This window comes from Streptomyces sp. NPDC050738 (assembly GCF_040654175.1).
In the GTDB taxonomy this organism is placed as follows: Bacteria; Actinomycetota; Actinomycetes; order Streptomycetales; family Streptomycetaceae; genus Streptomyces.
On the sequence record NZ_JBFAHN010000006.1, the window covers coordinates 379,848 to 400,032 of the forward strand.

Here is a 20,185-nt window from a genome sequence, read left to right on the forward strand (position 1 = left end):
GCCACCCGCGCCCCGAAGGGGTCAGCCCCCCAGTGCGTCCAGGTCGGCGACCTGGCTCGCCGGCGGGATCGTCGCCTTCACCGGCTTGCCGAAGTCGGTGAGCGTGAAGGTGCCCGGCTCCTTGCCGCCCTTGCTCTCGACCTTGAGGAAATACGGTTCGCCTTCGGCGGCCACGTAGAACGTGCGCGTCTCGGCGCCCGTCCTCTTTACGAGGGTGACGGCCTTCTTGCCGTCGACCTCGGCGTCGGCCCCCTTGGTCACCCCCTTGGTGTCCTTCGCCTCCAGGTGGCTGAGCAGGGAGGTCAGCGAGCAGAAGTCGTCATCGCCGCCGGCGCTGTCCTCGCCCGTCTTCATCCACTTGCCCTTGAGCAGCTTGAGCATCGCGCCGCCGTCCTCGCCCCCGCCGAGCTCGGTCCAGAACGCGTCGGAGCCCTTCATGTACGTGATCTTGCCCTGGCCGACCAGCTCCGCAGGGGCCCCCTTGGGCGAGTAGAACGTGCCGGTGCACTGACCGCCGCCGGCGTCGGTGACCGACACCGTCATCTTCGTGGTGTCACCTTCCGTGGTCTCGGTACCGTCGGCCCGCGCGGACCCCGCGCCCTTCGTCGCCGCAAGCGCCTTCGCCGCGATCTGCTCGGGGGTGAGCCCGTCGACGGCGGACTTGGCCGGAGCGTCCGCGCTCTTCGAGGCCGAGGACGAGCCCTTGCCGTCCGAGCCCTTCGCCTTGCCGCCGTCGTCACTGCCTCCGCAGCCCGCGAGAGCGACGGTCGCCGCCACGCACGCCACCGCTGTGACCAAGAATTTCCGCTGGGCTGCCATGAGTTGTTCTCCTCGCAAAGAAACGCTTTACCGAGTCTTTACGACTACCGAACCCTCACAGGGGATGCACAGCACCCGACGTGATCCGGAACACATCACTCCACGATCTGGCGCCCCTCGGGCTGCGCGCTGCACGCCCCCCGGAAAGTGCAGTGCCCACAGTGCGTCCCGGTCGTCGGCGTGAACCGCTCGTCCAGCACCTTCCCGGCCGCCGTGGCGAGCAGGTCGCCGACCCACTCCCCCACCAGGGGCTCCTGCCCCTGCACCTTCGGGAGTTCCTCGCCGCCGTCCTTCTTGGCCGCCGCCTGCCGCAGCTGTACGAGTTCGGCGCCGCCCGGGACGGGCCGCTGCCCGCCGAAGATCTCGTCGACGGCTCCTTCCCGTACGGCCAGCTGGTAGACCGCGAGCTGCGGGTGGTGCGCGACCTCGTCCCGCGTCGGCGTGGACTTGCCGGTCTTGAAGTCGACGACGTACGCACGGCCCTCCGCGTCCGTCTCGACGCGGTCCATGGAGCCGCGGATGCGGACCTCGTACGCGCCCGCCTCCAGCGTCACGTCGAAACCGTGCTCGGTGGCCACAGGGGTGCGGGCCGCCCGGTCCATCACGTGCCAGCGCAGGAAGCGCTCCAGGGCGACGCGCGCGTTCTCCTTCTCCTGCGCGGACTTCCAGGGCGCCTCGAAGGAGAGCCCGTCCCACACCGAGTCGAGCCGCTCCATCAGGACGGCGAGGTCGGCGGGCGTACGGCCCGAAGCCACCTCGTCGGCCAGGACGTGCACCACGTTCCCGAACCCCTGGGCGGCCGTGGACGGTGCGTCCGCCTTGACCTCCCGGCCCAGGAACCACTGCAGGGAGCAGGTGTTGGCCAGCTGGTCGAGCGCGCTGCCGGAGAGCGCGACGGGTGCGTCGCGGTCGCGGAGCGGGACCTCGGAGCGCGTCGTGTCGTACAGGCCCCACCAGCGGTAGGGGTGCGCGGAAGGGACCATTGGCTGGCCCTCCTCGTCGGCGAGGGCGGCCAGCCGTGCCAGGCGGTGGGCCGCCGCCTCGCGCAGCGTCGGCGATGCGTGCGGGTCGACGGTGGTGGCGCGCAGTTCGGCGACGAGCGCGGCGACCGCGAGCGGGCGGCGCGGGCGGCCCGTGACGTCCTTCGGCTCGACGCCCAGTTCGGCCAGGAAGCGTGAGGGCTGGTCGCCGTCGTCGGCGGGGGCCTTGACGGCGGTGACGACCAGGCGGTGGCGGGCACGGGTGGCCGCGACGTAGAAGAGGCGGCGTTCCTCGGCGAGCAGCGCTCCCGGAGTGAGCGGTTCCGCGAGTCCGTCGCGGCCGATCCGGTCCGCTTCGAGGAGGGATCCGCGCCGACGGAGGTCGGGCCAGAGCCCTTCCTGCACGCCGGCCACCACGACCAGGCTCCACTCCAGGCCCTTGGAGCGGTGGGCGGTCATCAGCCGTACGGCATCGGGCCGCAGCGCCCGCCGGGTGAGGGTGTCGGCGGCGATGTCCTGGGCGTCCAGCTCCTCCAGGAAGTTGAGCGCGCCCCGCCCGCCGGTGCGCTCCTCGGCGCGTGCGGCGGTGTCGAACAGCGCGCACACCGCGTCGAGATCGCGGTCCGCGTTCCGGCCGCCCGCCCCGCCGCGCAGCGCCGCCCGCTCCAGCCGGCGCGGCCAGCCGGTGCCGCTCCACAGCTCCCACAGCGCCTGCTCGGCGGTGCCTCCGTCGCCGAGGACCTGCCGCGCGGCGGCGAGCAGCCGGCCAAGGCGCTGGGCGCCGCGCGCGTACGAAGCGTCGTGCACGACGAGGCGCTCGGGCTCGGCGACCGCGCGCGCGAGCAGCTCGTCGGACGGCGGCGGTACGCGATTGCCGCCCGCCCGCTCCTCGTCCCGCAGCGCCCGCCCGAGCTTGCGCAGATCGGTGGAGTCCATCCCGCCGAGCGGCGAGGCCAGCAGCTCCAGGGCCACCTCAGTCGACAGCCCGCAGTCCGGGTCCTGCACCGCCTCGGCCACCGCCCGCAGGGCGAGCAGCAGCGGTGCGACCGCCGGTTCGTGGCGCAGCGCCAGGTCGTCGCCGTCGATGTCCAGGGGTACGCCGGCCGAGGTCAGCGCCCTGCGCACGGCGGGGATCGAGCGGCCGCCCGCCCTCACCAGGACCGCCATCTCGCCCCAGGGGACGCCCTCTTCGAGGTGGGCGCGGCGCAGGATGTCCGCGATGTTGTCGAGCTCGGTTCCGGCGGTGGGGTAGGTGTACGCCTCCACGCGGCCCCCCGCCCGTACCGCACCCAGATCGCGGTGGGCCCGTACCTTCTCGGCGGGCAGCCGGGTCAGCGGCATCCGCTGCGTCAGCAGCCGGGTGGCCTTGAGGAGCTCGGCCCCCGAGCGGCGCGAGGTCCGCAGGACACCGACCGGGGCCGGGGTTCCGTCGGTGCGGTGGAAGGTGTCGGGGAAGTCCAGGATCCCGCCGACGTCCGCGCCCCGGAACGCGTAGATCGACTGGTCGGGGTCGCCGAAGGCGATCAGCGTGCGCCCGCCGCCGGCCAGCGCCTGCACCAGGCGGACCTGGGCCGGGTCGGTGTCCTGGTACTCGTCGACGAAGACCGTGTCGTACGCACGCCCGAGGTCCGCCTCCTCGACGACCGGGATCGCCCGGTGCACCAGCTCCGCGTAGTCCAGGACGCCCTGCAGCTCCATGACGTCGAGGTACTCCGCGAGGAAGGCGGCGGCCGCGTCCCAGTCGGGCCTGCCCGTGCGCCGGGCGAAGTCCGCCAGGGTCTCGGGGCGCAGCCCCAGTTCGCGGCTGCGGGCGAGCACGGCACGCACCTCGTCGGCGAAGCCGCGCGTGGTCAGACAGGCGCGGAGCTCGTCGGGCCAGCGGATGTGGCCGAGCTCCAGCTGCCCGGCGAGCAGTTCCCGTACGGCGACGTCCTGCTCGGGTCCGGAGAGGAGCCGCAGCGGCTCGGCGTACAGATCGGCGTCCTGGTGCGCCCGTACGACGGCGTAGCAGTACGAGTGGAAGGTCGTGGCCTGCGGCCCGCGCGCGCCCCCCAGCCGCACCGCCATGCGGTCGCGCAGTTCGGCGGCCGCCTTGCGGCTGAAGGTGAGGACGAGAATCCGCTCGGGGTCGCCGCCCTCGGCGACGCGGCGTGCCACCGCCTCCACCAGAGTGGTGGTTTTGCCTGTGCCGGGACCGGCGAGAACCAGCAGGGGTCCCGCCCCCTGTCCGGCATGGTCAACCACGGCGCGCTGCTCTGCGTCCAGAAGAGGAGGATCCACCGGGCCCGGCGGGGTACGCACCAGTCGGTATGCGCCCTGGGTCCGTTGCCGTACCCGGTGGGTGGAGGAGGAGCTCAAGTGGATCGCCGGTCCTGGGGAGTGTGCTGGTGGTGACGGGGCTGCGCGGGGCGCCTGCGGACGACGCTACGCCAGGTGGCGTCGGGGGCGCAGAGGATCGGTCGCGTACGCGGTCGTGCGGGCGGGCCCGTACTCCGTACGGTCCTCAGAGAACCCGCCGCACACGCGCATGGCGGAAGCTGTCAGACATGAGCCCCGTCGCCGCCGTCCCAGCGCGCCCGCCGCATGTCCAGGCGCGGCAGATGGCCTTCGGCGGCCCGGGAGGCCTCCTTGAGCGGGGTGGACTCGGCGCGGTAGTGGCCGAGCGCGCGCAGCTCGTGGCCGGGCAGCAGGGCGCCGTCGGCGCGCACCACGCGCCACCACGGGGCGCCGCCGCCGTAGAGCGCCATCACCCGGCCGACCTGGCGCGGGCCGCCTTCCTCCAGCCATTCGGCGATGTCCCCGTACGTCATGACGCGCCCGGGCGGAATCATCTCCGCCACTTCGAGGACCCTCTCCGCGTACTCCGGCAGCTCGTCCAGCTCGTCGCTCATCCGACCCATCCTGCACCACACCACCGACAGTGCCCGGAGCACCCTTCCGGCCCGGACACGGAGCGTGATTCCTCCCGCAAAGGGGCCCTGATGCCCCCTTGTGTCGGTCCGCCGTGCCACCATCTTCCCGGCAGTGACCAAGGTGGAGTGCAGTTCTGCGGCTTCCGGGGGCGGCGAGGCAAGAGCCAGTGATCAGGGATCAGAAGGACACGACGGAGGAGCAGGGCGTGCAGCCATCCAGTGCGGCGGCAAGCACTCCCGACGCCGAGCCGCGCCCAGAATCCGGCACCGGCACCGGCACCGCGAACGAAACCGCGCCCGGGACCGCCGCCGGGACCGGGAGTACGGCCGAATCCGAGTCCCCGTCCGCCGCCGGCTGCGAGAACGACGATGCGCCCTGGCACATCGACCGCGTCTCGGGTGACGAGCCGCTCCTCGCCGCCCGTGTGCACCGCCCCTCCGACCTGCTGCGCCTGCTCACCGGCATCCTCGCCATCGCGCTGCTGCTCGCCATCGCCGCCTTCGCCCACGGCACCACCAGCGGCCTCGAAGCGGACATCAGCAAGAGCACCGGAGGCACTCCGCCGCTGCTGATCAAGCTCGCGGGCCTGGCGTCCTCCATCGCGATACTGATCCTCCCGGTCGCCTTCGCGATCGAGCGCCTGGTCAAACGTGACGGGCTGCGCATCGCCGACGGAGTGCTCGCCGCCGTCCTCGCCCACGGCGTCTCGCTCGCCACCGACCTCTGGGTCTCGCGCGCCGCCCCCCAGTCGATCACCGACGCCCTGACCCAGCCGATCGTCGGCGGCAGCGGCGGCCTCACCGACCCCGTGCACGGCTATCTCGCCCCCGTCATCGCCTATATGACGGCCGTCGGCATGGCCAGACGACCACGCTGGCGGGTCGCGCTGTGGGTGGTCCTGCTCGTCAACTCCTTCGCCGTGCTCCTCGGCGGCCAGACCACCCCCTTCTCGATCGCCCTGACGATCCTGATCGGCTGGACCGTCGCGTACGGCACGCTGTACGCCGTCGGCTCGCCCAATGTCCGTCCCACAGGCCGCCAGCTCCTGGCCGGCCTGCGCCACGTCGGCTTCAAGCCCGTCACCGCGATGCGCGCCGAGGACGTCCCCGACTCCTCCGAGCAGGGCGACCGCGGCCGCCGCTATCTGGTCACGCTGGAGGACGGCCCGCCCCTCGACGTCACCGTCGTCGACCGCGAGCAGCAGGCCCAGGGCTTCTTCTACCGGGTCTGGCGGCGCCTCACGCTGCGCTCCATCTCCACCGGCCGCTCCATCCAGTCGCTGCGCCAGGCCCTCGAACAAGAGGCGCTCCTCGCGTACGCGGCCATCGCGGCCGGCGCGAACGCCCCCAAGCTGATCGCCACCTCCGAGCTCGGCCCGGACGCCGTGATGCTCGTCTACGAGCACCTGGGCGGGCGTTCCCTGGACTCCCTCGCCGACGACGAGATCACCGACGAGCTGCTGCACAGCGCCTGGCGCCAGGTGAAGTCGCTGCAGTCCCGGCGGATCGCGCACCGCCGGCTGGTCGGCGACGCGATCTTGGTGGATCGTTCCGGCGCGGTGATCATCACGGATCTTCGGGGCGGCGAGATCGCGGCCGGCGACATCGTGCTCCGCATGGACATCGCCCAGCTGCTCACCACGCTGGGCCTGCGCGCAGGGGCCGAGCGGGCGGTGGCCGCCGCCGTGTCCGTGCTCGGTCCGGACGCCGTCGCCGACAGCCTTCCCCTTCTCCAGCCGATCGCGCTGAGCCGCACCACCCGCGCGACCCTGCGCCAGATCGCCCGCGAGCGCGCCCAGCTCGAGCGCGAGGCAGTGATAGAGGCCTCGGACGCGGCCCGGCAGGCGCGGGCCCGCAGCAACACCAACGAGGTGGCCCCGGCCGATTCGCGCAAGGACGTACGCGCGGAGAAGAAGGCCGAGAAGGACGCCATCGACGACGCCCTGGAGAACGCCCGCGAGGAGGATCTGCTCACCCAGATCCGCCACCAGGTCCTGCTGATCCGCCCGCAGGCCCCGGTCGAGCCGGTCCGCCTGGAGCGCATCAAGCCGCGCACCCTGATCAGCCTGATCGCGGGCTCGATCGCCGCGTACTTCCTCTTCACCCAGATGGCGAACATCCCCTTCGCCGACCTCCTCCACCAGACGCAGTGGGGCTGGGTGATCGCCGCGGTCTTCTTCTCCGCGTTCAGCTATGTCGCGGCCGCGATGAGCCTGCTCGGCTTCGTACCCGAGAACGTCTCCTTCCTCCGTACGGTCATGGCGCAGATCGCCGGCTCGTTCGTGAAGCTGGTCGCCCCCGCGGCGGTCGGCGGCGTCGCACTCAACACCCGCTTCCTGCAGCGCTCGGGGATCCGCCCGGGACTCGCGGTGGCGAGCGTGGGCGCATCGCAGCTGTTCGGTCTGGCCAGCCACATCACCCTGCTGATGGTCTTCGGCTACATCACCGGCACGGAGTCGACGGCCGACCTCTCCCCCTCCCGCACGGTGATCGCCGGTCTGCTCACGGCGGCGGTCCTGGCGCTGGTGGTCACGGCGGTCCCCTTCCTGCGCAAGTTCGTGGTCACCCGGGTGCGTTCGCTGTTCGCCGGGGTGATCCCGCGCATGCTGGACGTACTGCAGCGCCCGCGCAAACTCCTCACCGGCATCGGCGGAATGCTCCTCCTCACGGCCACGTTCGTGATGTGCCTGGACTCCTCGATCCGCGCGTTCGGCGAGGGCAACAACCTGAGCTACGCCTCCATCGCCGTGGTCTTCCTGACGGCCAACGCGGTCGGCTCCGCCATCCCGACACCGGGCGGGGTCGGCGCGGTGGAGACCGCCCTGACGACGGCGCTGGTGATCGCGGGGCTGCCGGCGGGCGTCGCGGGTGCGGCGGTGCTCCTCTACCGGCTGCTGACGTTCTGGCTCCCGGTCTTCCCCGGCTGGCTGTGCTTCAACTACCTGACGCGCAAGGGCGAGTTGTAGGCACCACCGCCTCGCCCGTACCTCCCGCCAGGCCCTCGCGTACGATCATCCGGCCGATCGATCAGGGGGAGATCACCGGGTGATACCAAAGACCAGGCGCACCAAACTGCTCACCGCGGCCGTCGCCGCGCTCGTCGCGGCCACCGCCGTCACCTGGGCCACCGGCACCGGCCCGTTCGGCAGCTCTCCGGAGACGAGCCATTGCTGGGGCTCCTGGCAGGAGGGCGAGGGCAGCGACTCGGTCCGGCTCAGGGAGGACAAGGGCGGCACGCCCTCCCCCGGCCACCCGCAGGGCACCTGCACCGCCACGGTCGCCACGAGCAAGGGCGACGTCACCGTGACCGTCTCGTACGGCCCTGCCCCCGCGTCCCCGTCCGAGCGCACCGGCTGGATCTTCAGCCATCTCGGCCCCGGCAGGGTCCCGCTCCCCGACGGCCTGTCCGGCGCCGCCGGTGCCGACACCGGTCTGCTCGTGCTCCCCGCGAAGTGCGACACCTCCGACGGCCGTCCGACCGCCGTGGCCCTGGAGACCGACGCCACGTCCACCACCGATCTCGGCGGTATCGGCGAAGTCGCCGAGATCATCACCGCCGCCGCCAACCACGGTATGGAGAAGGCCGGTTGTGCCCCGGCGAAACCTCTGCGCATCACCTCGCCCGTGCTCTCCCTCCCCGAGGAGACCGAGAGCTACTTCGCGGGGCGCGCCTGCCGCATCCCCGGCCTGGATTTCCCGCAGACACGCGCCACCCGCCTCGAGTACCAGGTGGGCGCGGTCAGCCGCGATCTCCAGTCCTGTGCGGTACGCGATTCCCACGACAGCCATACGGAGATCCTCGACCTCCTCATGGTCGCCGAGCCCCGCATCTCCGCCCTGTTCGGCGACACGGCGGGCACCACCAGGCTTCCGGGCTGGCGCGGCACCGGCACCTTCACCGACGACTACGCGGTGCTGCGCGCCGACTGCGCGGGCCGCGCCACCACGTTCCTGACGCTGGACCCGGGCGCCGTACCTCCCGCCCGTACGTTCGCCGTCTTCGCCAACGCCGTTGCGCAGCGCCTGGGTTGTGCCGCCATCACCACCCTTCCCCCGGCAGGAGCCACCTCGTGAAGCCCCTCCGCCCCCGCCTGGCCCACCTCCTGCGCGGCCGCCTCCGTCCAGTTGTCGCCGCGGCCCTCGCGGGCCTCCTGATCGGGGCCGGCACCACCGCCTGGCAGACGGGCGCCTTCGCCTCTGACAGCTCCCCCTGCTGGGGCGCACTCGACCAGAGCGACATCACCGGCCTCTTCCATACGCCCGGGAACGTGAAATCCGCCGAACTGCCCCTGATTTCCAACGGCTTGACGAGCAGCGGCCTCAGCGGGTCCTGTCGCCTCTCCCGGCTCACCTGGCAGGTGACCGCCACCGCCCACGAACTCTCCGGCGATCACGGCGGCGCGAGCGGACAGTGGGCGGACGAGTTCCTGAGCGCCCGGCTCAGCCCTCTCGGCGGCGGTCTCCTCGGCATGGCCTCCGACACCCGCGCCTGGCTGGCGCTGCCGGAGGACTGCGCCGGCCGCAGCGATGCGAACAGGGGCCCCGCTGTCATCGACATCGCGATGGGCACGGCGAATCCGGGCCGGAAGATCGACGCCGGGGACCGGGCCGCCCTGGCCCGCGCCCTGGTCAAGCTCGTCAACCGCGCGATGGTGACGAGCGGTTGCAGCGGCACCATCGCCGACCGGTCCGCGCACCTGCCCGCCGTTCCCCAGTCCCTGGACGAGAAGCCCGGCGACTTCTGCGGCGTCAAGGGCCTGGCCCTCGCCGCCGGTTACACAAAAGACCCGGCCCTCGACCACCCGCTGGTCACCAGCGGCACGGGACCGGTCCGCACCTGCGACCTCGCCTCGAACTACAGCCGCCCCCGCATGCGCCTCATGACCATCACCGACCCCCGTCTCGCCGGCATCTACTACGACACCGTCCTGAACGGCGGCACTCCCATCAAGAGCACCGCGGGCAGAGGCATCGTCCGCGCCGACCTCGCCGTCTTCCGTGCGGGCTGCCAGAAGGGGAATGCCGTCTTCCTCGTACAGTTCGACGACGCCGAACACGCCGCCGACATCAAGGCGCTGCTCCCCCGTTACGCGGCCGCCGAAGCCGCCCGCACCGGCTGCGGCCCCCTGCGTATCACCGTCCCCCGCTGAACCGCCTGCCCTACGATGACCGGACATCACGAGGGGGACCACCGCATGACCAAGCTCATACGCGCCACCGCACTCTCCGTCACGGCAGCGCTCGCCCTGCTCACCGGCTGCGACAGCGGCGGTACGGATTCCCCCGTGCCCGAGGCGAAGGGCTCCACCACGCCCGCGCCCCCGGCCCCCGCCCCCTCCCAGGGCGGCTCCGTCCTGCCCGCGTCGCTCACCTCGCAGAAGCCGAACTGGGGCTCCTGCAAGGACAGTCCGGGCGGATGGAGCTGTGCCACCGTCAAGGTCCCCCTCGACTACGCGCACCCCGCCGGCGAGACCATCTCCCTCGCTCTCGTACGCAAGAAGGCCAGGAGCGGGTCCAGCCGGCTGGGCTCGCTGCTGGTCAACTTCGGCGGGCCCGGCGGCTCGGGCGTGGACATTCTCCCGCAGGCCGCCTCCGAGTACCGGAATCTCAACACCCGCTACGACCTGGTCAGTTGGGATCCGCGCGGCGTCTCCCGCAGCGCCGGTGTCGTCTGCCGCAGCGATGCGCAGCAGGCGGCGGCCGAGCGGTCCGTCGACCTCACCCCCGACACACCTGCCGAGACGGCCGCCTACTTCAAGGACACCGCCGACTTCGGCCAGGGCTGCAAAGAGCGCTCCGGCAAGGTCCTCCCGTACGTCACCACCAGCAACACCGCGCGCGACATGGACCTGATGCGCGCGGTCCTCGGCGATGCGAAGCTGCACTATCTCGGCTTCTCGTACGGGACCGAACTGGGCGGCACCTATGCCCACTTGTTCCCGACGCACGTCGGACGCATCGTCCTGGACGCCGTCGTCGACCCCACCGCCGACGCGGTCGGGCACGCCCGCAACCAGGCCCTCGGCTTCCAGCGCGCCCTCGACGACTACCTCAAGTCGACCGGCCAGGACCCGAAGGCGGGCACCGCGAAGATCGCGGCCCTTCTCGCCCGCCTCGACAAGAACCCGCTGCCCACCTCCGGCGGCCGCAAGCTCAACCAGTCGCTCGCCCTCACCGGCATCGTGATGCCGCTCTACTCCAAGTCGAGCTGGACCTACCTCACCCAGGGCCTCAAGGAAGCCGAGCAGCAGGGGACGGGGGACCTCCTCCTCGCCATGGCCGACTCCTACAACGACCGTGACGAGAAGGGCCGTTACTCCACCCAGTCCAGCTCCCAGCGGGCCATCGACTGCGCCGACACGAAGACCCACCCCACCGAGGCCCAGGCCAAGGCGCTGCTCCCCTCGTTCCATGAACTCTCCCCCGTCTTCGGTGAGTTCCTGGCCTGGGACACCGCCGGCTGGTGCAACCAGTGGCCGGTGACCGGCGAGCGCGACCACCCGGTCGCCGACGCGAAGGGTGCGGGCCCGATCCTGGTCGTCGGTACGACGGGCGACCCGGCGACCCCGTACGAGGGCGCGAAGAAGATGGCGGACGCGCTGGGCGCGGGGGTCGGGGTCCTGCTCACCAACAAGGGTGAGGGCCACGGCGCGTACCACGGCGGCAGCGGCTGCGTGGCGAAGAAGGTCGACGGCTATCTGCTCGACGGCAAGGTCCCGGCGAACGGCGCGGTCTGCGGGTAACCGCGGCAGCGCTCAGCGCGCCGCGACCACCAGGATGGCCGCGTCGTCCTGGAGGCGGCCGCCGACGTACGCGCCGAGGTCCCGTTCGATCTCCTTGGCGAGCGCGGCCGGCTCCAGGTGGGTCCAGCCTTCGAGGCGCTCGGCGAGGGGATAGAACTCGCCGCGCGCGTCGCGCGCCTCCGTGACCCCGTCCGTGAACATCAGCATCCGTCCCTCGCGCGGGAGCCGGAGCTCCACGACCGGGCGCTCCGGGTCCGCGACGAGCGAGCCGAAGCCCAGCGGGAGGCCGGCCTCGCCCAGGTCGACCTCCACGGCCCCGGCGGGCCCGACGACATAGGGCTCCAGGTGGCCGCAGTTCACCAGGCGCATCAGCCGCCGCACCGGGTCGAACTCGACGAGCAGCGCGGTGACATGGCGCTCCTCCTGGCCCGCGCCGGCCGCGTACTCGTTGTAGCGGTCGAGGACGTTCTCCATGCGCGCGGTGAGCTGCGCCAGGTCCGGTTCCTCGTAGCCCGCGACGCGGAAGCCGCTGAGGACGGTCGCGCCCGCGTTGATGGCGTCGAGTCCTTTGCCGCGGACGTCGGCCACCAGGACGCGGGTTCCGAAGGGCGATTCGATGACCTCGTAGAGGTCGCCGCCGACGCGTGCGTACTCGTCGGCGGCGAGATAGACCCCATACACCTCGAAGTCCTTGGTGCGGAGCGGGAGTTTGCGCAGGAGCGCGAGCTGGACCGCCTCCGCCGTGGAGCGGGCCTGCTGGAGCAGATGCTGGCGCTGGGAGCCGAGGCGGGCGATGAGCAGGGCGAGCAGGCTCAGCCCACAGGTGGAGATCAGGGCGACGGCCTCCTCGCTGGGGCCGTGCTCGTCGGGCACGAGCACGGCGTACGCGACGGCGACCGACGCGCTCGCGATGGCGGCCAGAACGGCGGTGCGGGCGATGCCCAGAACGAGGGATCCGACGAGCGGGATAAGAGAGACGATCAGGATGACGCGCACGGTCTGAGGCGTCGTGTACTCGGCGAAGTTGATCACCGCGATGGTCAGGAGCAGGACGGCGAAGCAGACGCGCTGCTGCGTGACGGTCGCGTCCCGCTCGATGAGGAAGCGGGTGAAGCGGCGTCCCGGCGTCGGCATGGTCGGATCCCTTTTCGGCGCGTATGTGACCCTTTGGTGGGCCTCGCTGCCACAGTAGCCGTACACCCTAAATGCCCGTTAAGAACCGCCCAAGGGAGTGGCCATGGCCCATGTGCACGTGATCCTGAACCAGAAGGGTGGGGTCGGTAAGTCCACGCTTGCCGTCAACCTCGCGGCGGTCACGGCCGACGTCCTGGGGGCGGGCGTCGCGGGCGGGCAGCCGCCGGTGGTCGCCGTCTCGATCGACCCCCAGGGGTCGGCGGCGTGGTGGTCGGAGCGGGTCGGCGAGGCGCTGCCCTTCGACTTCGTGCAGGCCCACGACGACCTGCCGGGACTGGCCGCGCTGGCGCGGATCCCCTCCGTGCAGCACGTCTTCGTGGACACCCCGGGCTGGCTCGATCTGGCCGACGGGCCCGGCGACGACCCCCTCGGCAAGGGGCCTGCCGCCGATGCGCTGCGGGCCGTCCTGGACTCCGCGCACGACGTCATCGTGCCCATCGAGCCCGAGCCGCTGGGCTTCCAGCCCACGCAGCGGACGATCGAGCGGGTCGTGAAGCCGCGGGGGCTGCCGTTCCGGGTCGTCATCAACAACTGGGACCCGCGCGACGGGAAGGCCGACCTGGAGCAGACCCGGGCGTTCGTCGAGGCGCAGGGGTGGCCGCTGGCGCGGGCCGTCGTACGCCACTACAAGCTGCACACCCGGGCCTCCGCGGACGGCCTCGTCGTCACGCAGTACGGGGCGAACCGCGTCGCCCTGCAGGCCCGCGAGGACTTCTTCCGGCTCGCGCTGGAGGTCGGCCTCGCCGTCATCCCGGCCCCGGCGAAGGCCCGCAGGCCGCGAGCGAAGAAGCGGGTGAGCGCCTGATGGGGCGGCGCAGGGACCTCTCGTCCCTCCTCGGGGCCCCGGAGGGCGGGCAGGCGGCCGTGCGCGAGCCGGTCGCCCGGGACACGTACCAGCTGACCGTCCCGCTCACCGACCTCACCGAGAATCCCGACAACCCCCGCCACGAACTGCGCGACCTGGACGGGCTCGCGGAGACGCTGCGCGAGCGCGGGGTGCTGCAGGCGCTGGGCGTCGTCTCGCGCGGGACCTTTCTCGCCGCCCATCCGCAGCACGCGGACGCGGTCGGCGACGCCCCGTACGTGGTGCTGCACGGGCACCGGCGGCTGGCCGCGGCGAAGATCGCGGGACTGCGGGAGGTGCCGGTTCTCGTACGTGAGGACGCCTCGCGCAGCGGCGAGGACGCGCTGATCGAGAACGTGCAGCGCGACGACCTGACGGAGCTGGAGCAGGCCCAGGCGATCCAGGGGCTGATCGGCAGTTACGGCTACTCGCAGCGCGACGTCGCCGGGCGCATCGGGAAGTCGCAGGGCTTCGTCTCGCAGCGGCTTTCGCTGATGCGGCTGCGTCCCGAGCTCCAGGAGGCGCTCGCCGAGGGCCTGTTGTCGGTGGAGGACGCCCGGCGGATCGCCCGGCTGCCCGTGGAGGAGCAGGCACTGCCGGACGCGGCGGCCGCCTCCGTGCCCAAGGCGCGGCGTGATTACGGCGTAATCAAGCTGAGCGCGCGGTCCACGCCCGAGGAGGTCGTGGACGGGCTGCGGCGCCATCTGTCACCGGCGGCGCTGGAGCGTCTTGTGGAGCTGCTGGGCAGCCGATAGCCGCGTACGACAAAGGGGCCGGTCCGCACGTTCTGTGCGGGCCGGCCCCTCTGACGTCACCCGGTCTAGTAGATCGGCTTCTCGGGCTCGATCTGGTTGACCCAGCCGATCACGCCGCCGCCCACGTGCACCGCGTCCGAGAAGCCCGCGGACTTCAGGACCGCGAGGACCTCCGCGCTGCGGACGCCCGTCTTGCAGTGCAGGACGATGCGCTTGTCCTGCGGGAGCGACTCGAGCGCCGTGCCCATCAGGAACTCGTTCTTGGGGATCAGCTTCGCGCCGGGGATCGAGACGATCTCGTACTCGTTCTGCTCACGGACGTCGATGATCTCGATCTTCTCGTCCGCGTCGATCCACTCCTTGAGCTGCTTGGGAGTGATCGTGGAGCCGAGCGCCGCCTCCTGGGCCTCCTCGGACACGACGCCGCAGAAGGCCTCGTAGTCGATGAGCTCGGTGACGGTCGGGTTCTCGCCGCAGACCGCGCAGTCGGGGTCCTTGCGGACCTTGACCTGGCGGTACTGCATCTCCAGGGCGTCGTAGATCATCAGGCGGCCGACGAGCGGGTCGCCGATGCCCGTGAGGACCTTGATCGCCTCGGTGACCTGGATGGAGCCGATCGACGCGCAGAGCACGCCGAGCACGCCGCCCTCGGCGCAGGAGGGGACCATGCCGGGGGGCGGGGGCTCCGGGTAGAGGCAGCGGTAGCAGGGGCCGTGCTCGGACCAGAAGACGGACGCCTGGCCGTCGAAGCGGTAGATCGAGCCCCAGACGTACGGCTTGTTCAGGAGCACGCACGCGTCGTTGACCAGGTAGCGCGTCGCGAAGTTGTCCGTGCCGTCCACGATCAGGTCGTACTGGGAGAAGATCTCCATGACGTTCTCTGCTTCGAGGCGCTCCTCGTGCAGGACGACATTGACGTACGGGTTGATCCCGAGGACCGAGTCCTTCGCGGACTGCGCCTTCGAGCGGCCGATGTCGGCCTGGCTGTGGATGATCTGGCGCTGCAGGTTCGACTCGTCGACCTCGTCGAACTCCACGATGCCGAGCGTGCCGACACCGGCGGCGGCGAGGTACATCAGGGCGGGCGAACCGAGGCCGCCCGCACCGACGGCGAGGACCTTGGCGTTCTTCAGCCGCTTCTGCCCGTCCATCCCGACATCCGGGATGATCAGGTGGCGGGAGTACCTGCGGACCTCGTCGACGGTGAGCTCGGCAGCCGGCTCAACCAGGGGTGGCAGCGACACGGGGACTCCGTTGGTCGATATGTATCTACGTACGGTTGTTCTCTCCGTAACACTGCCACGCCCCTTCTCATTCCGAGACACCCGGTCCGATCCGCGAGACGATTTCGTCCCAGTACCCGGGCAGGGTCTCGAATGGGCTGGTATCGGCCGAAGTCTCGGTGCGGTCCGTGAAGAAGATCGTCCCCGCGCCCTGCCAGCGCGCGATGCGAACGGCCTCCTCCAGGTGGGTGCGCGGCAGGCCGTGCACGAAGTGGCAGAAGCGCGACGCGTCGTACTCCGCCGTCCACTCCGCCACCTGTGACCAGCGGTAGTCCGTCCACGGCCCGGTGAAGGTGACCAGCTGGTCTGCGGCCTCCGCGTAGCCGGGGTGCGGGTGGGTGCCGTGGCCGAGGACCGTGTGGCCCTCCAGGGCGGAGGTCAGGCGGCGGGTCTCGGGGAGGTCGGAGCGCTCGGTGGGGGCGCGGTCCAGGTAGAAGCCGTCGACGCGGTACCACTCGCGGAACCGCTCGGCGTCGGTCATCAGTTCGCCGTAGGCGCGGGCGCCGTACGTCATGTCGAGATGGCCCAGGACCTTGATGCCCGCGTTGCGCAGCTTCCCCGCCGCGTCCAGGCAGTGCGGGTCGGGGCGGGCACCTGGGCCGTGCGAGACGTTCAGCACGGTCCAGTGCAACGGCGTTCCGGGGCGCGTGAGTTCGGCCCATTCGACGGGGGCGACGAGGGGGTGCGCGTAGCCCGGCACACCGAATCCGAGCCGGGTGATGGGCTGCGCTGTCAGATGCGGCATGCCGCCTCCATCCAGATGTCGGCCAGCGACTCTTCGAGGTTGATACGGGGGCGCCAGCCGAGGCGGTCGCGGGCGGTGCGGACGTCCGCCTGCTGCCAGCTGCCGCAGCCGTCGGGGTACGGGGCCGGGGCGCCGAGGTGCTCCATCGGGTTCTGTTCCGTACGGGGGGAGATGAGGCCCGAGTGGCGGGCGGGCGGGGCGTCCAGCTCGTGCAGCGCGCCTCCGTACCCGGCAACGCGGGCCAGGACGGCGGCGGCGTCGCGGAGCTTGACCGCACGGCCCGTACCGATGTTGACGACGCCCTGGGCGGCGGAGAGCGAGGCGGCGTGGACGGCACGGGCCACGTCGCGCACGTCGACGAAGTCGCGCTGGACGCCGAGGCCGGAGAGCTTCAGCTCCCCGTCGCCCGACTGCATCGCGCGCCGCATCGCCTCGGCGAGGCGGCCGAGCGGGGAGCCCGCAGGGGTGCCGGGGCCGACCGGTGAGAAGACGCGCAGGACGATCGCGTCCAGGCCCGAGCCGAGGACGAGTTCCGATGCGGCGAGCTTGGAGACGCCGTACGGGCCGCCGGGGCGCGGGACGGCGTCCTCCGCGGTCGAGGAGCCCGGCTGGGACGGGCCGTACTCGGCGGCGCAGCCGAGCTGCACCAGGCGGGCGCTGGAGGTGGAGCGGCGCATCGCCTCGCAGACCGTGGCGACGGCGACGGTGTTGTGGCGGGTCAGGTCGCGGGCGCCGCCACGGGTCGCGCCGGCGCAGTTGATGACGACGCCGGGGTGGACGGCGTCAAGGAAGCGGGTGAGCGCGCCCGGCGACCCTCCTGCGAGGTCGAAACGGACGTCGGCGTCGTCGCCGCGGCCCAGCGCCGTGAGGTGCACGGCGGGGTCGGCGAGCAGCCGGTCGGCGACGAAGCGGCCGAGGTAACCATTGGCTCCGAGCAGCAGGACCCTCATCGCGCGACCACCTTTCGGGACCGACGGGCCGGGGCGGCGATTGGGGGTGCGGGGCTCATGTGGCTTTCTCCTTAGGGATGTTGCTCGGTCGTACGGGAGGGGTTCCGCCCGCGGTGTCGGCTCCGCGGGTGGAGTGGATGAAGGCGGATGAAGCGGTCTCAGGCGTGCGCCGAGGCGCGGGTGAGTGCGGTCGCCGCGTGCGCGAGGAGCGCGAGGGCTGCGGCGGTGACGGCGACGACGGGGATGGCGGCTGCTCCGGTCTCGATGAACCCGCAGCCGGGGAGCCTGCTGATCAACGCGGCTGCGGCGGCGAGGACTTGGGCTGCGCAGACGGCGGCCAGGACGGCGGCGGGGCCGTCGGGGAAGCCGTGCACGGTCAGCAGCCTGGCCAGCTGGAGGGCGGCGCCGAGAGCGAGGTTGGCGGGGGTGAGGCTCTGGGTGAGGAGGAGGAGCCCGGTGAGCAGGGCGAGGTGGAGTGCGGTGGTGAGGAGGAGCAACGGCCGTGTGTGCGCGGCGAATTCGCCCGTACCCCGGCTGGTCGCGAGCTTGCGGCGGGCCCGCGTGGAGAAGAGCCAGGCACACCAGGCCGCCGGGGCCACCGCGAGGGCGAGGGCCAGGAGCGGGCCGGAGGTCATCGGCCAGGGCCCGTCGGGGCCGCCGGTGATGAGCTGGTCGAGGAGAGTGGGTCCGTAGACGGTGTACGCGAGGAGCCACAGGACGTAGAGGCGGGTGGCGGGGACGATACGGCCACGCACCTGGAGGGGGCCACGGCGCAGGGTGAACCCCATGGCCAGGGAGAGGCCGATGGCGCCCCCCGCGATGACGCCGAGCCGCGCTTCCCCGTGGGTGAGGTGAACTCCGGCCACGGCGGCGGCTGTCACGACGCCGGGCAGCAGCCCGTACAGAGGTGCGTGCGGGACGGCAGGGCCGGGTTGCGGGACGGGGTCCGGGGCCGCGGCATCGTCCGGGCGCGGGACGCGGGCGTAGAGCTCCTCGGCGAGCGAGAAGACGTCGCGGTGCCGGAAGCGGGCGGCGGTGCGGTCGGTGACCCCGTGCGCCTCCAGCCCGGCGGCGATCTCCAGCGGGTCGACGGCCCGCTCACAGAGCTCACGATGCCGGTGCATGAGGGCCTTGACGGGGTCGGCGGGCCCGCGGGGCGGCTGCTTGCGCGCGGGGGCGGGGGTACTCATGCGCAGCCCTCCCCGGCGAACGAAACCGAACACCCGGCAGGATCAAGCCCTGCCGGCCATTGAGGAGCCCGGGTCGGGGTTGAACCCCGGAGGAGGTCCAGCTGGACTGCGGTCACTGCTCCACCCCCGCCCAGCTCGGCAGATGCGTCCCTGCCGCCAGCGGAGCCTCCACGTACAACTCCGCAGGATTCGCGAAGAGTTGGGGCGACGACCCCACCCGCCGCACCGGACTGCGCGAGATCATCTCCAGGTAAATGCCGTGAAATGCCGCGAGGTTCTGTTCGACCGTGAAGAGTTCGAGCGCCCGCGCGCGCGCCGCCGCCCCGAGCCGGTCCCTGCGCTCCGGATCGCGCAGCAGCATCACGCACGCGTCGGCCAGCGCACGCGGATTGCGCGGCGGCACCACCAGACCCGTACCGCCGATGACCTCGACCACCGCACCGACATCCGTCGAGACCGTCGCACGCCCGCAGAACATCGCCTCGACCAGACTGATCGGGAAGCCCTCGACCACGCTGGAGAGCACGACGACCGCGCCGGAGGCGTACGCGGCGGCCAGGTCCGGTGTCTCCGGGCCGCCGATCTCCTCGAAGGTGACGGGGTTGGAGCCGACCGCGTGCAGGTCGGCGGCCTCGTCGGGGAACAGTTGTGCCGCGAGGGCGCGACAGTGGGAGAGGTATGCCGCGCCCTCGGGTCCTTGGGCGGGGGCTCCGACGATGCGCAGCCGGGCCTCCGGCTCTTCTTTCCGTACCTCCGCGAAGGCGTGGAGCAGCGCGATGAGGTCCTTGGACGGGTCGATACGGCCCACCCAGACCAGCGTGTCCGCCTCGCCGGGGCCCTCCGCGTCGCCCACCGCCGCGAAGCGGCCGGCCTCCATGCCGGGGTAGACCGTACGCAGCTTCGCCACGTCGGCCCCGCACTTCTCCTGCCAGCGGCGGGCGTGGGTGTTGCCGGGGGTGACGAAGTCGGCCTGCGCGTACACCTCGGCGGCCAGCCGGCGATGGAAGGAGGCGATCAACGCTCGTACGGGAGCGGGGACTTGGTCCGCAGCGAGGTCGAGGTACTGACTGCGCAGCCGGACCCCGTACTCCGTGACCAGCAGCGGCACCCCGAAGAAGCGCTTGGCCAGCAGACCGGGAAGTGCGGCGGATCCGCCGGACGTGGCATGGCAGAGATCGACCGCGCCGAGGCCGTCCTCGTCGTACCAGTCGCTCAGCGACAGCGGGCGCAGCGCACGCTCCAGGAGGGCGGCGAAGTCGAGGAGGTCGGGGATCCTGGCGGCCTGGACGGTGCGGCTCGCGCCGGGGGTGCGGCAGGCGGATTCGAGGATGCGTATGGCCGCCTCGGAGCGGAGCGCGGTGGAGAGACCGCCGCATTCGATGGCGAGTTCGGCCAGTCCGTAGAGGCCCTGCGCGAAGTTCTCGCCGTCACCGCAGACCGCTGCCGCGAGGTCCGCGAAGTGGCCGGCGAAGCGGCGGCGCTCGCGGCGTCCGTGGGCGAGGCCGTCGTCGCCGGGCGCCCAGAGCGGGGCGGTGCGCACCAGATGCACCTGGGGCGGCAGCGCGATCCAGCCGCGCTCCTCCTGTTGCGCGCTGTGGCTCAGTGCGTAGACGTCGAACTCGTGTTGTTCGAGCCCGCGCACCAGCCGGTCGCACCAGAGCCTGGACTCACCCGTCGCATACGGATAACCACCTTCCGTAAGCAGTCCGATCCGCAACCGAAACACCCCCGATCTCCCTTGACCGCGGCCGCCGTTGGTGGCGGTGACTC

At 72.0% G+C, this 20,185-nt stretch carries 15 protein-coding genes; 6 read left to right on the forward strand and 9 right to left on the reverse strand.

Going from position 1 to position 20,185, the window contains the following annotated elements; all coding sequences use genetic code 11:
* Window positions 1-21 precede the first annotated feature (21 nt).
* The 3 genes from AB0H78_RS18730 to AB0H78_RS18740 form a co-directional block, all read right to left on the reverse strand.
* Window positions 22-819 (reverse strand): hypothetical protein, encoded by a 798-nt coding sequence (locus AB0H78_RS18730; protein WP_363235521.1) that lies wholly within the window; start codon window positions 817-819, stop codon window positions 22-24.
* A 95-nt stretch (window positions 820-914) separates the two neighbouring features.
* On the reverse strand, window positions 915-4,157 hold the full coding sequence (locus AB0H78_RS18735) for an ATP-dependent DNA helicase (protein ID WP_363235522.1): 3,243 nt from the start codon (window positions 4,155-4,157) through the stop codon (window positions 915-917).
* A gap of 182 nt (window positions 4,158-4,339) precedes the next feature.
* Window positions 4,340-4,699 carry an MGMT family protein gene (locus AB0H78_RS18740; RefSeq protein WP_363235523.1) on the reverse strand — a complete coding sequence of 120 codons (360 nt, stop codon included), beginning with the start codon at window positions 4,697-4,699 and terminating at the stop codon, window positions 4,340-4,342.
* A 218-nt stretch (window positions 4,700-4,917) separates the two neighbouring features.
* Between AB0H78_RS18740 and AB0H78_RS18745 the strand changes: the two genes are divergently transcribed.
* The 4 genes from AB0H78_RS18745 (at window position 4,918) to AB0H78_RS18760 (ending at window position 11,454) form a co-directional block, all read left to right on the forward strand.
* Window positions 4,918-7,677 carry a lysylphosphatidylglycerol synthase transmembrane domain-containing protein gene (locus AB0H78_RS18745; protein ID WP_363235524.1) on the forward strand — a complete coding sequence of 920 codons (2,760 nt, stop codon included), beginning with the start codon at window positions 4,918-4,920 and terminating at the stop codon, window positions 7,675-7,677.
* Window positions 7,678-7,756: 79 nt separating this feature from the next.
* Window positions 7,757-8,785: a hypothetical protein gene (locus AB0H78_RS18750; protein WP_363235525.1), complete on the forward strand. Its 1,029-nt coding sequence runs from the start codon at window positions 7,757-7,759 to the stop codon at window positions 8,783-8,785.
* A complete protein-coding gene (locus tag AB0H78_RS18755) occupies window positions 8,782-9,861 on the forward strand; it encodes a hypothetical protein (RefSeq protein WP_363235527.1) in 1,080 nt (359 codons plus the stop codon). The genes AB0H78_RS18750 and AB0H78_RS18755 overlap by 4 nt, the downstream gene beginning before the upstream one ends.
* Before the next feature lie 45 nt (window positions 9,862-9,906).
* Window positions 9,907-11,454 carry an alpha/beta hydrolase gene (locus AB0H78_RS18760; RefSeq protein ID WP_363235529.1) on the forward strand — a complete coding sequence of 516 codons (1,548 nt, stop codon included), beginning with the start codon at window positions 9,907-9,909 and terminating at the stop codon, window positions 11,452-11,454.
* Between the two features lie 12 nt (window positions 11,455-11,466).
* On the opposite strand, the gene AB0H78_RS18765 is transcribed toward AB0H78_RS18760, so the two are convergent.
* Window positions 11,467-12,588 (reverse strand): PP2C family protein-serine/threonine phosphatase, encoded by a 1,122-nt coding sequence (locus AB0H78_RS18765; RefSeq protein ID WP_363235530.1) that lies wholly within the window; start codon window positions 12,586-12,588, stop codon window positions 11,467-11,469.
* 103 nt (window positions 12,589-12,691) lie between these two features.
* Between AB0H78_RS18765 and AB0H78_RS18770 the strand changes: the two genes are divergently transcribed.
* Window positions 12,692-13,453: a ParA family protein gene (locus AB0H78_RS18770; RefSeq protein WP_363235531.1), complete on the forward strand. Its 762-nt coding sequence runs from the start codon at window positions 12,692-12,694 to the stop codon at window positions 13,451-13,453.
* Window positions 13,453-14,247 carry a ParB/RepB/Spo0J family partition protein gene (locus AB0H78_RS18775; RefSeq protein ID WP_363235532.1) on the forward strand — a complete coding sequence of 265 codons (795 nt, stop codon included), beginning with the start codon at window positions 13,453-13,455 and terminating at the stop codon, window positions 14,245-14,247. The genes AB0H78_RS18770 and AB0H78_RS18775 overlap by 1 nt, the downstream gene beginning before the upstream one ends.
* 65 nt (window positions 14,248-14,312) lie before the next feature.
* On the opposite strand, the gene moeZ is transcribed toward AB0H78_RS18775, so the two are convergent.
* The 5 genes from moeZ to AB0H78_RS18800 all read right to left on the reverse strand — a co-directional run bounded on the left by moeZ (window position 14,313) and on the right by AB0H78_RS18800 (window position 20,132).
* A complete protein-coding gene (gene moeZ, locus AB0H78_RS18780) occupies window positions 14,313-15,491 on the reverse strand; it encodes an adenylyltransferase/sulfurtransferase MoeZ (RefSeq protein ID WP_329122474.1) in 1,179 nt (392 codons plus the stop codon).
* Window positions 15,492-15,558: 67 nt separating this feature from the next.
* Window positions 15,559-16,275 carry a spherulation-specific family 4 protein gene (locus AB0H78_RS18785; protein WP_363235533.1) on the reverse strand — a complete coding sequence of 239 codons (717 nt, stop codon included), beginning with the start codon at window positions 16,273-16,275 and terminating at the stop codon, window positions 15,559-15,561.
* Complete coding sequence (locus AB0H78_RS18790; protein ID WP_363235534.1) at window positions 16,263-17,225, reverse strand: NAD-dependent epimerase/dehydratase family protein; 963 nt, start codon at window positions 17,223-17,225, stop codon at window positions 16,263-16,265. The genes AB0H78_RS18785 and AB0H78_RS18790 overlap by 13 nt, the downstream gene beginning before the upstream one ends.
* Window positions 17,226-17,383: 158 nt before the next feature.
* Entirely contained in the window at window positions 17,384-18,415 is a 1,032-nt protein-coding gene (locus tag AB0H78_RS18795; protein WP_363235535.1) for a hypothetical protein, read from the reverse strand.
* Window positions 18,416-18,527: 112 nt separating this feature from the next.
* Window positions 18,528-20,132 (reverse strand): DUF3492 domain-containing protein, encoded by a 1,605-nt coding sequence (locus AB0H78_RS18800; protein ID WP_363235657.1) that lies wholly within the window; start codon window positions 20,130-20,132, stop codon window positions 18,528-18,530.
* Window positions 20,133-20,185: the final 53 nt, after the last annotated feature.

Coding starts and splice junctions, on each gene's coding strand:
- AB0H78_RS18765 (WP_363235530.1), bottom strand. CDS start 12,588: ATGCCGACGCCGGGACGCCGCTTCACCCGCTTCCTCATCGAGCGGGAC.
- AB0H78_RS18730 (WP_363235521.1), bottom strand. CDS start 819: ATGGCAGCCCAGCGGAAATTCTTGGTCACAGCGGTGGCGTGCGTGGCG.
- AB0H78_RS18770 (WP_363235531.1), top strand. CDS start 12,692: ATGGCCCATGTGCACGTGATCCTGAACCAGAAGGGTGGGGTCGGTAAG.
- AB0H78_RS18790 (WP_363235534.1), bottom strand. CDS start 17,225: ATGAGGGTCCTGCTGCTCGGAGCCAATGGTTACCTCGGCCGCTTCGTC.
- AB0H78_RS18760 (WP_363235529.1), top strand. CDS start 9,907: ATGACCAAGCTCATACGCGCCACCGCACTCTCCGTCACGGCAGCGCTC.
- AB0H78_RS18775 (WP_363235532.1), top strand. CDS start 13,453: ATGGGGCGGCGCAGGGACCTCTCGTCCCTCCTCGGGGCCCCGGAGGGC.
- AB0H78_RS18740 (WP_363235523.1), bottom strand. CDS start 4,699: ATGGGTCGGATGAGCGACGAGCTGGACGAGCTGCCGGAGTACGCGGAG.
- AB0H78_RS18785 (WP_363235533.1), bottom strand. CDS start 16,275: ATGCCGCATCTGACAGCGCAGCCCATCACCCGGCTCGGATTCGGTGTG.
- AB0H78_RS18795 (WP_363235535.1), bottom strand. CDS start 18,415: ATGAGTACCCCCGCCCCCGCGCGCAAGCAGCCGCCCCGCGGGCCCGCC.